The sequence below is a fragment of the Intestinirhabdus alba genome, assembly GCF_009711095.1.
GTDB lineage: Bacteria > Pseudomonadota > Gammaproteobacteria > Enterobacterales > Enterobacteriaceae > Intestinirhabdus > Intestinirhabdus alba.
In genome coordinates this window covers 17819-32727 of the sequence record NZ_WMJZ01000006.1, presented here as the reverse complement: position 1 = coordinate 32727, position 14909 = coordinate 17819, and the positions used below count along the sequence as shown (strand labels likewise).

Here is a 14909-nt window from a genome sequence, read left to right as displayed (position 1 = left end):
GCTAACTGAGGGGAACGCCAGATACAACCAGGCCGGGATAAACCCGGCCTGGTTGTGAAATAAGGCGGTGCCTAACTCGACGTTTCGCCCGATGGTTGATAAAGCTACGCTGTTATCAGAAGCTGGACGGCAGGCACCTTGTTGTGCGTCATTCGAGGTTTATGTAGCGCGTCCCGGAGGGGCTGACATAAGAAGGTGAATGAGCCACTGGTTAATGATATGCATCAATTGTGCCAATATTCACATTAAAATGTTAACTACATAAATTTTATCATTTTTTTAATTTACCCACCGGAACGCCGGAGCGCATTTTTTCAGCAAAGCGTCGCCATAAAGCGACACTACGAATTCGAATTAATTCGATGTATATAAATCAACACGTTAAGTGTCTCCTTTTGGAGACCCCCCCACGCGGCAAGTGTCGGTAAATCCCGACACCCTGAAGGTATGGCCTAAAGAAAACGCCCGGCAGGATTTCGCCTGCCGGGCGCTGTCGGGCAAATGGCGCTCGCCGTTATCCCAGCTGTTTACGCGCATTGCGGAAAAGGCGCATCCACGGACCGTCCTCGCCCCAGTTCGCCGGATGCCAGGAGTTGCTGACGCTGCGGAATACGCGCTCCGGGTGCGGCATCATGATCGTCACCCGGCCGCTTTCGCTGGTGACGGCGGTGATGCCGTTCGGCGATCCGTTCGGGTTGGCCGGATAGGCTTCCGTCACCCTGCCGACGTTGTCGACATAGCGCAGCGCCACCAGCCCCTTGCCTTCCAGCCGGGCCAGGTGCGCGCCGTCGCGTACCTCGACGCGCCCTTCGCCGTGGGAGACGGCGATCGGCATTCTTGAACCCTCCATCCCCTGCAGCAGCAGCGACGGGCTTTGCGTCACCTCCACCAGGCTGAAGCGGGCTTCGAAGCGATCCGAATGGTTGCGCACAAAGCGCGGCCACAGCTCGCTGCCGGGGATCAGCTCGCGCAGCGTGGACATCATCTGGCAGCCGTTGCACACGCCGAGGGCCAGGGTTTGCGGACGATGGAAGAAGGTCTCAAACTCTTCGCGCACCCGGCGGTTAAAGAGGATCGACTTTGCCCAGCCCTCGCCCGCGCCCAGCACGTCACCATAGGAGAAGCCGCCGCACGCCACCAGCGCGTGGAAGTTGCCGAGGCCGGTACGCCCGCCGAGCAGGTCGCTCATATGCACGTCAATGGCGTCAAAGCCCGCCCGGTGAAACGCCGCCGCCATCTCAACGTGAGAGTTCACCCCCTGCTCGCGCAGGATGGCAATCTGCGGTCGTGCGCCGGTGACGATATAGGGCGCGGCGACATCCTCATTTATATCAAAAGAGAGCTTCACGTTAAGGCCCGGATCGCTGTCGTCGGCCTTCGCCTCGTGCTCGCGATCGGCGCACTCCGGATTGTCGCGCAGGCGCTGCATCTGCCAGGTGGTTTCCGCCCACCAGACGCGCAGCGTGGTACGGCTTTCGCTGAACACGGTCTGCCCGGCGGCTTCAATCACAAAGCGGTCGCCGGAAACGGCCTGCCCCAGATAGTGTACGCAGTCGCCCAGCCCGTGCTGCGCCAGCAGGGCTTCCACCGCGTCGCGGTCCGCCGCGCGCACCTGAACCACCGCCCCCAGCTCTTCGCTGAACAGCGCCGCCAGCCGATCGTCACCGAGCGTGGCGATATCCGCCAGAATACCGCAGTGGCCGGCAAAGGCCATTTCCGCCAGGGTAACCAGCAGGCCGCCGTCGGCGCGGTCGTGGTACGCCAGCAGCAGGCGCGCCGCCACCAGCGCCTGAATGGCGTCATAGAACCCTTTCAGCTGCGCCACGTCGCGCACGTCCGCCGGCGTGTCGCCGAGCTGACGGTATACCTGCGCCAGCGCCGTGGCCCCCAGCGCGTTTCGCCCCTTGCCGAGGTCAATCAGCAGCAGGGCGTTCTCTTCGGTCACGAGCTGCGGCGTGACGGTCTGGCGCACGTCCTCAACCCTGGCGAAGGCGGAGATCACCAATGAGAGCGGCGAGGTCATTTCGCGCTGTTCTCCTCCCTCCTGCCAGCGGGTTTTCATCGACATCGAGTCCTTGCCCACCGGAATGGTCAGGCCCAGCGCCGGGCACAGCTCCTCGCCCACCGCCTTCACCGCCTCATACAGACCGGCGTCCTCTCCCGGATGACCGGCCGCCGCCATCCAGTTGGCGGAAAGCTTGATGCGCTTAATGTCGCCAATCTGCGTGGCCGCGATATTGGTCAACGCTTCGCCCACCGCCAGCCGGGCGGAGGCGGCGAAGTCAAGCAGCGCCACCGGCGCGCGCTCGCCGATCGCCATCGCCTCGCCGTAGTAGCTGTCAAGGCTGGCGGTGGTAACCGCGCAGTTCGCCACCGGCACCTGCCACGGGCCAACCATCTGATCGCGCGCCACCATACCGGTAACGCTGCGGTCGCCGATGGTGATGAGAAAGGTTTTTTCCGCCACCGCCGGCAGATGCAGCACGCGCTTCACCGCGTCCGCGATGGCGATCTCCGCGCGGTTCAGCGCCTCGCCGCGGGCCTTCAGGCTCCGCACGTCACGGGTCATTTTCGGCGTTTTGCCAAGCAGGACGTCCAGCGGCAGATCGATGGGCCGGTTGTCAAAATGGCGATCGTTCAGCGTCAGGTGCTGCGCTTCGGTTGCTTCGCCAATCACCGCATAAGGTGCCCGCTCGCGCTTGCACAGCTCATCAAACAGCGGCAGCTGGTCGGCGGCGACCGCCAGCACGTAGCGCTCCTGGGATTCATTACACCAGACTTCCAGCGGGCTCATGCCCGGCTCGTCGTTAAGAATATCGCGCAGCTCGAACTTGCCGCCGCGCCCGCCGTCGCTGACCAGCTCCGGCATCGCGTTGGAGAGCCCCCCCGCGCCGACGTCATGGATAAACAGAATCGGGTTGGCGTCGCCCAGCTGCCAGCAGCGGTCGATCACCTCCTGGCAGCGGCGCTCCATTTCCGGGTTGTCGCGCTGGACGGAGGCAAAATCCAGATCGGCATCGGACTGGCCGGAGGCCATGGAGGAGGCCGCGCCTCCGCCGAGGCCGATATTCATCGCCGGGCCGCCGAGGACGATCAGCTTCGCGCCGACGGTGATTTCACCTTTCTGCACGTGATCGGCACGGATATTGCCGATCCCGCCGGCCAGCATGATCGGCTTGTGATAGCCACGCAGCTCCACGCCGTTATGGCTGTTCACTTTTTCCTCATAGGTGCGGAAATAGCCGTTAAGCGCCGGGCGACCAAACTCATTGTTAAACGCCGCGCCGCCGAGCGGGCCTTCGGTCATGATATCCAGCGCGGAGACGATGCGATCCGGCCTGCCGAAATCCTCCTCCCAGGGCTGTTCAAACCCCGGAATGCGCAGGTCAGAGACCGAGAACCCCACCAGCCCGGCCTTCGGCTTCGCCCCGCGCCCTGTGGCCCCCTCGTCGCGGATCTCACCGCCGGAGCCGGTAGCCGCCCCCGGCCACGGCGAGATCGCCGTCGGGTGGTTATGAGTTTCCACCTTCATCAGAATATGTGCCGGCTCCTGGTGAAAGTCGTAGCGCCCGGTGCGCGAATCGGCAAAATAGCGCCCGACCTCCGAGCCTTCCATTACCGCCGCGTTGTCTTTATAGGCGGACAGTACGTGATCCGGCGTGGCGACGAAGGTATTTTTAATCATTTTAAACAGCGACTTCGGCTGCGGTTTACCATCAATCACCCAGTCAGCGTTGAATATTTTATGCCGGCAGTGTTCGGAGTTCGCCTGGGCGAACATATAAAGCTCTATGTCGTTTGGATTGCGCGCCAGCGTCTGAAAGGCGTCCTGCAGATAGTCAATTTCGTCTTCGGCCAGCGCCAGACCGAGGCGCTGATTGGCCTCCACCAGCGCCTGACGCCCCTGCCCCAGCAGATCGATGGCGGTCACCGGCGTCGGCTGCTGATGCGCAAAGAGCCGTTCCGCATCGCTCAGCGAGGTGAACACGCTCTCCATCATGCGATCGTGCAGCCCGGCGGCGATTTGCCGCCACTGCTCGTCGCTCAGCGCAGCGGCTTCAATAAAGTAAGCGACGCCGCGCTCCAGGCGCTCAATCTGCCGCAGGCCGCAGTTATGGGCGATATCGGTCGCTTTGGAAGACCAGGGAGAGAGGGTGCCGGGGCGCGGCGTCACCAGCAGCAGCTTCCCCTGCGGGGCGGAGCCGCCGAGGCGCGGGCCATATTCCAGCAGGCGGGCAAGCTGCGCGCGTTCGCCATCGCTCAGGGGGGCATTCAGAGCGGCAAAATGGACGTACTCCGCGTACAGCGCGCTAACCTGAAGACCGGCCGCCTGAAAACGCGCCAGCAGTTTGTTAATACGGAATGCAGACAGTGCAGGCGAACCGCGCAGAATTTCCATCATAAGTCTCTCGTCTTTTAAACTTTCGGGGGGTCCGGGTGGGCAACGGGCGTCATTATAAAGAATCTGCGGCGCTGACGAAACCGTTTGCGTGGAAATAAAATCGCCACGTTTTTTTGCCCTGCGGTGCGCCAGGTGATTGAATAGGTTGCCAACTGCCGGAAGTTTACGCAAAATGCCGCACATTAGGCTGTGTCCCGTAACCGTTCGTGAGCGTCGCTGGCGGTCATTCAGGTCCGGGGCAAGGCGCGAGCCGTAATATTTGGTTATTCCAAATGCACGGCGAGTAACGCGGCAGCGGAGCTGAATGGCCCCAGCCCTGCGGGACGCCCGGTTACGGGACACAGCCTGGAGATTAATCCTGGTCTTATTAAGGCAATTCACAGGCTGAGGCAACGCACGCCGCAGAGAATTATCCGTTTGAAAAAATTAAAGCTTAATTATCTGTTCATCGGCATACTGACGCTGCTGCTGGCAGCGGCCCTCTGGCCATCCATCCCCTGGTTCGGTAAAGCTGAAAATCGTATCGCCGCCATCCAGTCGCGGGGAGAGCTGCGCGTAAGCACTATCAGCTCTCCGCTGACCTATTCCCAGCTTAACGGTCAGGCCTGGGGGCTGGACTACGAGCTGGCGCAGCAGTTTGCTAACTATCTGGGCGTTAAGCTTAAAGTCACCGTTCGCCAGAATATCAGCCAGCTGTTTGACGACCTCGATAACGACAACGCCGACCTGCTGGCTGCGGGGCTGGTCTACAACAGCGAGCGGGTAAAAAACTACCGGCCCGGCCCCACCTATTACTCCGCCTCACAGCAGCTGGTCTATCGGGTAGGACAGTATCGTCCGCGCTCGCTGGCAGGCGTAGGCGAAGGCCAGCTCATCATCGCGCCGGGGCACGTGGTCATCAGCGATCTCCAGGCGCTGAAAGAGGCAAAATATCCCCGGCTGGGCTGGACCGTAGAGAGCAGAAAAGGCACCAACGAGCTGCTGAACGAGGTGATTAACGGCCGTCTGAACTACACCATCGCCGATTCGGTGACCATCAGCCTGTTCCAGCGGGTGCATCCCGAACTGGCCGTCGCGCTGGACGTAACCGATGAACAGCCCGTCACCTGGTTCAGTCGCCTGGACAATGACGATACCCTTTCCGCCGCCCTGCTCGACTTTTTCAGCACGATGAACGAGGAGGGATCGCTGGCGCGCCTTGAAGAAAAGTATCTCGGACACGGGGATAATTTTGACTATGTTGATACCCGCACGTTCCTGCGCGCGGTGGATACTCTCCTGCCGGAGCTGAGGCCGCTGTTTGAGAAATATGCGGATCGGATCGACTGGCGGCTGCTGGCGGCGATCGCCTGGCAGGAATCCCATTGGGACCCGCAGGCGACCTCGCCCACCGGGGTGCGCGGCATGATGATGCTGACCAAAAACACCGCCCAGAGCCTCGGGCTGACCGACCGCACCGACGCCGAGCAGAGCATCAGCGGTGGCGTGCGCTACCTGCAGGAGATGATAAGCAAGGTGCCGGAGAGCGTTCCGGAAGACGAGCGGATCTGGTTCGCTCTGGCGGCCTATAACATGGGCTATGGACATATGATTGACGCCCGGGCGCTGACGGCGAAAACCCAGGGCAATCCGGACAGCTGGGCCGACGTCAAGCAGCGCCTGCCGCTGCTCAGCCAGAAGCGCTATTACAGCAAGCTGACCTGGGGCTATGCGCGCGGGCATGAGGCCTACGCCTATGTGGAAAATATTCGTAAATACCACTTCAGCCTGGAGGGCTACCTGCGGGAGAAAGAGAGACAGCGGGCGGTGGAGATGAAGCTGGCCGAAGATTATCCGGCGGTCACCCCCGATGAATTTATCCGCCGGGCGCTCTCCCTCTCCTCGTTTCTGTCACAGTCGTCGGCGAACTATCTCTCCCCCGGGCCTGCCGCGGCAGACTGACCCTCGTCCGTTTGCGCCGAAGCACGCTTCAGCGCCTTAATTTCCCGGCGGCGCATACGGAAAAATTCGCTGAGCAGCGCGGCGCACTCCTCCCCCAGCACCCCTTCGGTTACCTCTACTCGATGGTTCATGCCGGGATGGTGCAGCACATCCATCAGCGATCCCGCCGCGCCGGTTTTTGCATCACGCGCACCGAAGACCACCCGCGCAATCCGACTGTGCACCATCGCACCCGCGCACATGACGCACGGTTCCAGGGTGACGTAGAGCGTGGCGTCGAGCAGGCGATAGTTCTCCAGCACCAGCCCGCCCTGGCGCAGCGCCATAATTTCGGCGTGGGCGGTCGGATCGTGGTGGCCGATAGGCCGGTTCCAGCCCTCGCCAATCGCACGATTGTTATGCACCAGTACCGCGCCAACCGGCACCTCCCGCGCGTCCCAGGCGCGCTTTGCCAGCGTCAGGGCATGACGCATCCAGTACTCGTGGCTCAATTGGATATCAGACAAGGGGGTTACTCCGGTAATAAAAGCGGGCGCATTATACACCCGTCCTGGGGCAAGCTGCACAGGCATTGATATAGGCGGCCCCTGGTGGTGAAGCGCGGTTTCCGCCCCACTGGCCGCGACCGCCGCGCCTTACCGCTCAATTTATCCCGCGCAGTCCGGCCTGAGGAACGCGGCGTTATGCCGCCGCTATTCGAGCTGCTGAAGCTCCCCGTGCGGCGTCACGCGCCAGCGATGCTGGCAAAAATAGAGCAGCGGATTGTCCTGCCTGCTGTCGCTGTAGCCGCTGTAGAGACGCAGCGGCGCGCCGATTTTACGCTCCAGTTGGGCCACCTTTTCATGACCCAGACAGCGCATGGTCAGCACCCAGCCGCCGTAGCCGCGCGCCACCTGACTGGCGATAAGATTGACCCGCTGCAGCCACGGCGTATCGAAGTAGACCTGCTCCACCAGCGGCTGCGGCGAGCCGGTGATCAGCCAGATATCGGCATCGGAGCTGAGCAAATAAGTGGTCAGGCGCTGCTGCACCAGCGGAAACGCCGTGACGTTCTGGCGAAACCAGCGGACAAACCCGGCCTGGTGCGCCTTCAGGCTCGCTTCGCTGCGGCCAAAGGTGCAGCCCCACAGCAGCAGGCTCATCGGCCAGCGGGCGGCGCGCCCTTTAATCAGCAGCGCCACAAGGATCGCCGGCAGCAGCGGCAGCACCAGCAGCGCGTTCAGGGGCTGACGCCGCAGCAGATAGCGCAGGAAGCTGCCGAACATATCCTGTTGATGTAACGTACCGTCCAGGTCAAAAAATACAACGCGACGCCCATGACTGGTCAAACCTTGCACCTCCGAATCGTTAAAACTTATCGGCCGGTAAACCGCAGTTCCGCCGATGGCCGCTGGCGGGCCGGGTTCTTAATAATGTATCGAGCGATTAAGCCCCCCCCTGACAAGCCTGGCAGATAGCGCGTCACTTTTCCGGCGTCGCGCGCCGTTTCCTCTCAGCGCGACAGCGCCCCACGCAGGAACCCCTGATGGGCCGCCAGCCTCTCTTTAGCGGCGGCGGCGTCAAGGCCGGTAAGCGCCATCAGAATAGCCGGCTTCACCTCATAGCCGGTCTGCTGCAGTAGCGTTTCCGCCTCTTCCCGCGCAACGCCGGTTGCCTCTACCACCATCCGGCAGGCGCGATCCATCAGCTTATGGTTGCTGGCCTTCATATCTACCATCAGATTTTGATAAACCTTGCCAAACTTCACCATCGCGCCGGTGGAGAGGGTGTTGAGCACCAGCTTTTGTGCGGTACCGGACTTCAGGCGGGTCGAGCCGGTCAGCGCCTCAGGCCCCACCACCGGCGAAATGGCGATGTCCGCCGCCCCGGCGAGCGGGGAGTCGGGATTACAGGAGATAGCAACGGTGGTACAGCCCATGCTGCGGGCATAGCGCAGCCCGCCCAGCACATACGGCGTTCGCCCGGAGGCCGCCAGCCCTACCACCAGATCGCGGGCGCTGAGGTTAAGCGCGATCAGATCCGCTTCTCCGAGCTGCGGATTATCCTCCGCCCCCTCCACCGCCCTGAGCAGCGCGTCCGGGCCTCCGGCAATCAGCCCGACGACCAGGCCATGCGGCACGCCGAAGGTTGGCGGGCACTCCGCGGCGTCCAGCACCCCCAGACGGCCGCTGGTGCCCGCCCCCATGTAAATCAGGCGACCGCCCGCCTTTAACGCCTCTGCGGCGGCATCCACCGCCCGGGCCACCGCCGGCAGCGTCGCTTTTACCGCCGCCGCCACCCGGCTGTCCTGTTGGTTGAAACGCTGCACCAGCTCCAGGGTGGAGAGCGCGTCCAGATCCATGGTTTCCGGATTGCGGGTTTCTGACACTAATGCGCCAAGATTCATGTGGTTATTCCTCAGGAATTTTTAATTCATAATACTTCACAATAATGGAATACAATATTCTTTCGGGCGAGTGAAATATTGGTCCTTCACCGCCGTCACGCCCTCGTCAGGAGACACCATGAACGGTTTGATTCGCATTCGCCAGCGTTATCAGGGGCTTGCGCAAAGCGACAAAAGGCTGGCTGATTTTCTGCTCACCCAGCCGGAGAAAGCGCGGCATCTCAGCTCCCAGCAGCTTGCCGCCGAAGCGGGCGTCAGCCAGTCAAGCGTGGTGAAGTTTGCCCAAAAGCTGGGCTTTAAGGGTTTTCCGGCGCTGAAGCTGGCGATTAGCGACGCGCTGGCCAGCGGCCCGCCGCCTCGCTCCGTCTCAGTACATAATCAGATCCGCAGCGACGATCCGATCCGCGTGGTGGGAGAAAAGCTGATCGCTGAAAACACGGCGGCAATGCACGCCACCCTGAACGTCAACAGCGAAGAGAAGCTGGCCCAGGGCGTGGCGCTGCTGCGCGCCGCCCGGCGCATCGTGCTGGCCGGCATCGGCGCGTCCGGCCTGGCGGCGCAGAACTTCGCCTGGAAGCTGACGAAAATCGGCCTTAACGCGGCGTTCGAACGCGATATGCACGCGCTGCTGGCCACCGCCCAGGCGCTGTCGGCGGACGATCTGCTGCTGGCTATCTCCTACAGCGGCGAGCGGCGAGCGCTGAACCTGGCAGCGGATGAGACCCTGCGCGTCGGTGGGAAAATTCTCGCCATTACCGGCTTCACGCCCAACGCGCTGCAGCAGCGTGCCACCCACAGCCTGTACACCATCGCTGAGGAACAGGCCACCCGCAGCGCCGCCATCTCCGCCACCCATGCCCAGATGATGCTTACCGACCTGCTGTTTATGGCGCTGGTGCAACAGGATGCGGAGCGCGCTCCGGAGCGGATCCGCCGCAGCGAAGCGCTGGTAAAAAAACTGGTCTGAACGGGGAATGCGCGTATAATGCCCGCCGGTTTGTGACGTTCAGAGAGTTTCCTGATGGCCCTGTTAATCAGCAAGAAGTGTATCAACTGCGATATGTGCGAGCCTGAGTGCCCCAACGAGGCGATTTCGATGGGCGACAGCATCTATGAGATTAACAGCGACAAGTGTACCGAGTGCGTGGGCCATTACGACACGCCGACCTGCCAGAAGGTGTGCCCGATCCCGAACACGATTAACCCGGACCCGGCGCACAGCGAGACGGAAGAGCAGCTGTGGGATAAGTTTGTCCTGATGCACCACGCGGACAAGCTCTGAGCGGGCCGGGCAGGCCACCCGGCCTTAATGTCTCAGCGTTCAAGAATAACCGTCGCGCAGGCGTAGCGCCGTTCATCGGCCAGCGTGACGTGCATATGCGCCACGCCCAGCCTCTCCGCCAGCGCTAACGCCTCTCCCCACAGCCGCAGGCGCGGCTTGCCCAGCTCATCGTTAAACACCTCAAACTGGTTGAACGCCAGCCCGTTGCGAATGCCGGTGCCAAAGGCTTTCGCCGCCGCCTCTTTGACCGCAAAGCGCCTGGCGAGAAAGCGCGCCGGCTGCCGGTGCGTCTCCCAGATGGCCCATTCGTTGACGCTCAGCACCCGGCGCGCCAGCCGATCGCCGGAACGAGACAGCACCGCCTCAATGCGGGCGATCTCCACGATATCGGTGCCCAGGCCGAGAATCGCCATTAGCCGCGCGCTTCCAGCATCAGACGCTTCATTTCCGCCACCGCTTCCGCCAGACCGCTCATCACCGCCCGGCCGATAATGGCGTGGCCGATATTCAGCTCGTGCATTTCCGGCAGCGCGGCGATGGCCTTGACGTTGTGGTAGGTCAGGCCGTGGCCGGCGTTGACGTTTAGCCCCAGCCCCGCGGCAAAGGTCGCGGCGTTGGCAATGCGCGCCAGCTCCTGCGCCTGCTCAGCGTCGCTCCTGGCATCCGCGTAGCGGCCGGTGTGAATTTCAATGTACGGCGCGCCGACGTCGGCGGCGGCTTCAATCTGCGACTCGTCGGGGTCGATAAACAGCGAGACCTGAATCCCGGCCGCCGCCAGACGCGCGCAGGCGTCGCGCATTTTGTCGCGCTGCCCGGCGACGTCCAGCCCGCCTTCGGTGGTCACCTCCTGGCGCTTTTCCGGCACCAGGCAGCAGAAGTGCGGCTTCGTCTCCACGGCGATCGCCAGCATCTCTTCGGTCACCGCCATCTCCAGGTTCATGCGGGTGTCCAAAGTCTGGCGCAGAATACGCACGTCGCGGTCGGTAATGTGGCGACGATCCTCACGCAGATGGACGGTGATGCCGTCCGCGCCCGCCTGCTCGGCGATGAACGCCGCCTGCACCGGGTCAGGATACGCGGTGCCGCGCGCGTTGCGCAGCGTGGCGATATGGTCAATGTTGACCCCTAACAGTAGTTCAGCCATGACAAATCCTCGTTAATCATTTTTCGTGTTCGCTGCACGTTTTGGCATAAATTGCCGGAACAGCTCCCGACTTTTTAGCGGTTTGCCCCCAAGATACGGCTTCAGCGCCATTCGGGTAAAGCGTTTCGCGGCGCGCAGGGTATCAACATCGGGAAATTCTCGCGCTTCAAGCGCCTTTAGCTGTCGCCCGGTAAAGGTATGGTGATCCACCACCACGCTGGCAATAAATCCCTTCTCCTCGCGATAGCGGTAGGTCATCCCGTCATCCACCGGCTCGCCGCTGCCCGCGCAGTGGATAAAGTCGACGCCGTAGCCCAGATGGCCGAGCAGCGCCAGCTCAAAGCGGCGCAGGACCGGCTCCGGCGTGCCGGTGACGCCGGCCAGGGATTGAATACAGCTGAGGTAATCGAAAAAAAGCGCCGAGAAGCGCGTCTCATATTCAAGAACGCGGGAGAGTAGCTCGTTAATGTAGAGGCCGCTGTACAGGGTGATACCGCTCAGGGGGAGCGCCAGTGAAACCGCCTCGGCGCTGCGCAAGGTTTTGACCTCGCCGCGCCCGCCGAAGCGCAGCAGCAGCGGCGTGAAAGGCTGCAGCGCCCCCTTCAGGTTAGAACGCTTTGCGCGAGCGCCTTTAGCAACCAGGCGCATACGGCCGGACTCTTCCGTGAAAACGTCCAGCATCAGGCTGGTCTCGCTCCAGGGGCGCGTATGCAGGACGAAAGCGCGCTGCCACCCTTCCATTATCCGCTCCGCCGCTCAGGATGCGGATGCGCCGGACGCAGGCTCCGGGCAACGATTTCGCCGCGGCCGCCGGCCTGAACGAACGTCCGAAAACAGACGCTTCCGCCGCCCCGGCCAGCCCTGGGCTCTGCGCTGACCCGGCCGCCGGATAACTTACCCCGCGCGTTGAACGTCATAGCCAGGGACAATCAGAGGTCGTCAACGTAACCGAGGCTGCGCAGCGCGCGTTCATCGTCGGCCCAGCCGGATTTAACCTTCACCCACAGCTCCAGATGGACCGGCGCTTCAAACATCTCCTGCATATCCTTACGCGCTTCGATGCCGATGGTTTTAATTTTGGCCCCTTTGTTGCCAATAACCATCTTCTTCTGCCCTTCGCGCTCAACGAGGATCAGCCCGTTGATGTCGTAGCCGCCGCGCTCGTTGGTGATAAAGCGCTCAATCTCAACGGTAACGGAGTAAGGCAGCTCGGCCCCGAGGAAGCGCATCAGCTTTTCGCGGATGATTTCAGAGGCCATAAAGCGCTGGGAGCGATCGGTGATGTAATCTTCCGGGAAGTGGTGGATCGCCTCCGGCAGGTGTTTACGCACGATGCCCGCGATGGTGTCTACGTTCATCCCGGTTTCTGCGGAGAGCGGCACGATATCGAGAAAGTTCATTTGGCTGGCCAGGAACTGCAGGTGCGGCAGCAGATCGGCCTTTTCCTGCACGTTATCGACCTTGTTTACCGCCAGGATCACCGGCGCTTTGCCGCCGCGCAGCTTATTGAGCACCATTTCGTCGTCCGGCGTCCAGCGGGTGCCTTCAACCACAAAAATCGCCAGCTCAACGTCGCCGATAGAGCTGCTGGCCGCTTTGTTCATCAGGCGGTTGATGGCGCGCTTCTCTTCCATATGCAGACCGGGAGTATCCACATAGATCGCCTGGTACGCCCCTTCGGTATGGATTCCGACAATGCGGTGACGTGTCGTTTGCGCCTTGCGGGAGGTTATCGAAATCTTCTGCCCGAGCAGCTTATTCAACAGCGTCGATTTACCGACGTTCGGCCGTCCGACAATGGCGATAAATCCGCAGTAGCTCTTATCAATACTCATTCCAGCTCCAGTTTTATCAACGCCTGTTCGGCGGCAGCCTGTTCCGCCTTGCGACGGCTCGAACCTGTGCCAACCACCGGTTCACTCAGGCCGCTGACCTGGCAGTGGATAGTGAATTCCTGATCGTGCGCCTCGCCGCGAACCTGTACCACCAGGTAGGACGGCAGCGGCAGGTGGCGACCCTGCAGATACTCCTGCAGGCGCGTTTTGGGATCTTTTTGCTTATCGCCCGGACTGATTTCATCGAGGCGGGTCTGATACCAGTTCAGGATCAGCTTTTCGACGGTCTGAATATTGCTGTCGAGGAAAACGCCGCCGATTAATGCCTCCACGGTATCCGCGAGGATAGACTCCCGTCGAAAGCCGCCGCTTTTTAACTCGCCAGGCCCCAGGCGCAGACACTCGCCCAGATCGAACTCGCGGGCCAGCTCCGCCAGCGTGTTGCCGCGCACCAGCGTGGCGCGCATACGGCTCATATCGCCCTCATCCACGCGCGGGAAGCGGTGATACAGCGCATTCGCAATCACAAAGCTTAAAATTGAATCGCCTAAAAATTCTAAACGCTCGTTATGTTTGCTGCTGGCGCTACGGTGAGTTAATGCCTGCTGCAGCAGATCCTGATGAGTAAAAGTGTAGCCCAGCTTCCGTTGAAGCCGATTAATTACGATGGGGTTCATGCGATACCAATAAATAAATGCGTCAACAATTCAGCACACGAAACAGACCTGCCAGAAATAGCGCGCCGCCTACGGCAAAATGCGTTTTGTCTGGGGGAACAATGCTGTTTCGTGTGCCGTGGCGACCCGCAGGTGCCAGCCTGAATCTTCGGAGGAATATTCTATACACAACGACGGGGGATGTCGTTAGCCATGGGAGATTTATCTAATAAATAATTCACGCTGCCGTCGCGGCAGCGTGAACGCAGAACATGGTTAGTGAATACCGCCGATACGGCTCAGGCGGACGCCGGTCGGCCATTCGCCTTCCTGCTTGTCGAAGCTCATCCAGATGGCGGTCGCTCTGCCGACCAGGTTCGCTTCCGGCACAAAGCCCCAGTAGCGGCTGTCCGCGCTGTTGTCACGGTTGTCGCCCATCATGAAGTAGTACCCCGGCGGCACGATCCAGGTGGCCAGCTGCTGGCCCGGCTGTCGGTAGTACATTCCCGGCTGATCCTGGGCTATCGGCACCGTCAGGATCCGGTGGGAGACCTCGCCCAGATTTTCAGTACGCAAGGAGAGGCGAATGCCATTCTCTTTGGTTTCATTCAGCGGCACCTCGAAGAAGCCGTTGGTGGCCTCTCCGCCGTTACGACGGGCAAAGGTCTGCACAAAGTCGCTCGGCTGAACGTTACTGTAGGTAACCGGCAGCGCCTTCTCACAGGCCTGGCCGGAGCTGCAGCCGGGCTGAATGGTGACCTCTTTGGCAATCGGATCGTAAGTTACCTTGTCGCCCGGCAGGCCGACGGCGCGCTTAATATAATCAAGCCGCGTGTCCCGCGGATATTTAAATACCACGATGTCGCCGCGCTTCGGATGACCGGTCTCGATCAGGGTTTTCTGATAAATCGGATCCTTAATGCCATAGGCGAATTTCTCCACGAGGATAAAATCACCGATTAACAGCGTCGGCATCATCGAACCAGACGGGATCTGGAACGGCTCGTAAATAAAAGATCGCACAATGAGCACGATGGCCAGCACCGGAAATATCGACGCCCCGGTTTCCAGCCAGCCCGGCTTCGCGGCAACTTTTTTTAACGTTACCGCATCCAGCGCGTCACCCGCCGCCGCCTGCGCGGCGGCCTGGCGCTTCCGCCGTTTTGGCGCGAAGATAAATTTGTCCACGCACCATAAAATGCCCGTCACCAGTGTGGCAATCACCAGAATCAGGGCAAACATATTCGCCATGCCAGCTCCTTA

At 61.3% G+C, this 14909-nt stretch carries 13 protein-coding genes; 3 read left to right on the top strand and 10 right to left on the bottom strand.

Going from position 1 to position 14909, the window contains the following annotated elements; genetic code table 11:
* Window positions 1–514: 514 nt before the first annotated feature.
* On the bottom strand, window positions 515–4402 hold the full coding sequence (gene purL, locus GJV78_RS06030; protein WP_155107479.1) for a phosphoribosylformylglycinamidine synthase: 3888 nt from the start codon (window positions 4400–4402) through the stop codon (window positions 515–517).
* 417 nt (window positions 4403–4819) lie between these two features.
* Here purL and mltF point away from each other — a divergent pair, with 417 nt between their 5' ends.
* On the top strand, window positions 4820–6343 hold the full coding sequence (gene mltF / locus GJV78_RS06025; RefSeq protein ID WP_155107478.1) for a membrane-bound lytic murein transglycosylase MltF: 1524 nt from the start codon (window positions 4820–4822) through the stop codon (window positions 6341–6343).
* Here mltF and tadA read toward each other — a convergent pair.
* The 3 genes from tadA to murQ form a co-directional block, all read right to left on the bottom strand.
* Window positions 6310–6915, bottom strand: a complete 606-nt coding sequence (gene tadA / locus GJV78_RS06020; protein WP_155107477.1) for a tRNA adenosine(34) deaminase TadA — start codon at window positions 6913–6915, stop codon at window positions 6310–6312. The two genes, mltF and tadA, sit on opposite strands and share 34 nt — an antisense overlap.
* A 120-nt stretch (window positions 6916–7035) precedes the next feature.
* The gene (gene yfhb / locus GJV78_RS06015) at window positions 7036–7671 is read right to left on the bottom strand and encodes a phosphatidylglycerophosphatase C (RefSeq protein ID WP_155107476.1); all 636 of its coding nucleotides are present in this window, start codon (window positions 7669–7671) and stop codon (window positions 7036–7038) included.
* A gap of 164 nt (window positions 7672–7835) precedes the next feature.
* Window positions 7836–8729 (bottom strand): N-acetylmuramic acid 6-phosphate etherase, encoded by an 894-nt coding sequence (murQ, locus tag GJV78_RS06010; protein WP_155107475.1) that lies wholly within the window; start codon window positions 8727–8729, stop codon window positions 7836–7838.
* A 118-nt stretch (window positions 8730–8847) separates the two neighbouring features.
* On the opposite strand from murQ, the gene GJV78_RS06005 reads away from it, so the two are divergent.
* Together GJV78_RS06005 and GJV78_RS06000 are read left to right on the top strand one after the other, a co-directional pair.
* Window positions 8848–9696 (top strand): MurR/RpiR family transcriptional regulator, encoded by an 849-nt coding sequence (locus GJV78_RS06005; RefSeq protein ID WP_155107474.1) that lies wholly within the window; start codon window positions 8848–8850, stop codon window positions 9694–9696.
* A 54-nt stretch (window positions 9697–9750) separates the two neighbouring features.
* Complete coding sequence (locus tag GJV78_RS06000) at window positions 9751–10011, top strand: YfhL family 4Fe-4S dicluster ferredoxin (RefSeq protein WP_155107473.1); 261 nt, start codon at window positions 9751–9753, stop codon at window positions 10009–10011.
* 32 nt (window positions 10012–10043) lie between these two features.
* Here GJV78_RS06000 and acpS read toward each other — a convergent pair whose 3' ends face one another.
* The 6 genes from acpS to lepB form a co-directional block, all read right to left on the bottom strand.
* Entirely contained in the window at window positions 10044–10424 is a 381-nt protein-coding gene (acpS, locus tag GJV78_RS05995) for a holo-ACP synthase (RefSeq protein WP_155107472.1), read from the bottom strand.
* Window positions 10424–11155 carry a pyridoxine 5'-phosphate synthase gene (gene pdxJ / locus GJV78_RS05990; protein ID WP_155107471.1) on the bottom strand — a complete coding sequence of 244 codons (732 nt, stop codon included), beginning with the start codon at window positions 11153–11155 and terminating at the stop codon, window positions 10424–10426. Before pdxJ ends, acpS begins: the two co-directional genes overlap by 1 nt.
* Window positions 11156–11167: 12 nt before the next feature.
* The gene (gene recO / locus GJV78_RS05985) at window positions 11168–11896 is read right to left on the bottom strand and encodes a DNA repair protein RecO (protein WP_155107470.1); all 729 of its coding nucleotides are present in this window, start codon (window positions 11894–11896) and stop codon (window positions 11168–11170) included.
* Window positions 11897–12084: 188 nt separating this feature from the next.
* Window positions 12085–12990: a GTPase Era gene (gene era, locus GJV78_RS05980; protein WP_155107469.1), complete on the bottom strand. Its 906-nt coding sequence runs from the start codon at window positions 12988–12990 to the stop codon at window positions 12085–12087.
* Window positions 12987–13667, bottom strand: coding sequence for a ribonuclease III (gene rnc / locus GJV78_RS05975; protein ID WP_155107468.1), 681 nt, complete (start codon window positions 13665–13667; stop codon window positions 12987–12989). The genes era and rnc overlap by 4 nt, the downstream gene beginning before the upstream one ends.
* Window positions 13668–13922: 255 nt before the next feature.
* Complete coding sequence (lepB, locus tag GJV78_RS05970) at window positions 13923–14897, bottom strand: signal peptidase I (protein WP_155107467.1); 975 nt, start codon at window positions 14895–14897, stop codon at window positions 13923–13925.
* Window positions 14898–14909: the final 12 nt, after the last annotated feature.

Coding starts and splice junctions, on each gene's coding strand:
- purL (WP_155107479.1), bottom strand. CDS start 4,402: ATGATGGAAATTCTGCGCGGTTCGCCTGCACTGTCTGCATTCCGTATT.
- tadA (WP_155107477.1), bottom strand. CDS start 6,915: ATGCCTGTGCAGCTTGCCCCAGGACGGGTGTATAATGCGCCCGCTTTT.
- murQ (WP_155107475.1), bottom strand. CDS start 8,729: ATGAATCTTGGCGCATTAGTGTCAGAAACCCGCAATCCGGAAACCATG.
- GJV78_RS06005 (WP_155107474.1), top strand. CDS start 8,848: ATGAACGGTTTGATTCGCATTCGCCAGCGTTATCAGGGGCTTGCGCAA.
- GJV78_RS06000 (WP_155107473.1), top strand. CDS start 9,751: ATGGCCCTGTTAATCAGCAAGAAGTGTATCAACTGCGATATGTGCGAG.
- acpS (WP_155107472.1), bottom strand. CDS start 10,424: ATGGCGATTCTCGGCCTGGGCACCGATATCGTGGAGATCGCCCGCATT.
- pdxJ (WP_155107471.1), bottom strand. CDS start 11,155: ATGGCTGAACTACTGTTAGGGGTCAACATTGACCATATCGCCACGCTG.
- recO (WP_155107470.1), bottom strand. CDS start 11,896: ATGGAAGGGTGGCAGCGCGCTTTCGTCCTGCATACGCGCCCCTGGAGC.
- era (WP_155107469.1), bottom strand. CDS start 12,990: ATGAGTATTGATAAGAGCTACTGCGGATTTATCGCCATTGTCGGACGG.
- rnc (WP_155107468.1), bottom strand. CDS start 13,667: ATGAACCCCATCGTAATTAATCGGCTTCAACGGAAGCTGGGCTACACT.
- lepB (WP_155107467.1), bottom strand. CDS start 14,897: ATGGCGAATATGTTTGCCCTGATTCTGGTGATTGCCACACTGGTGACG.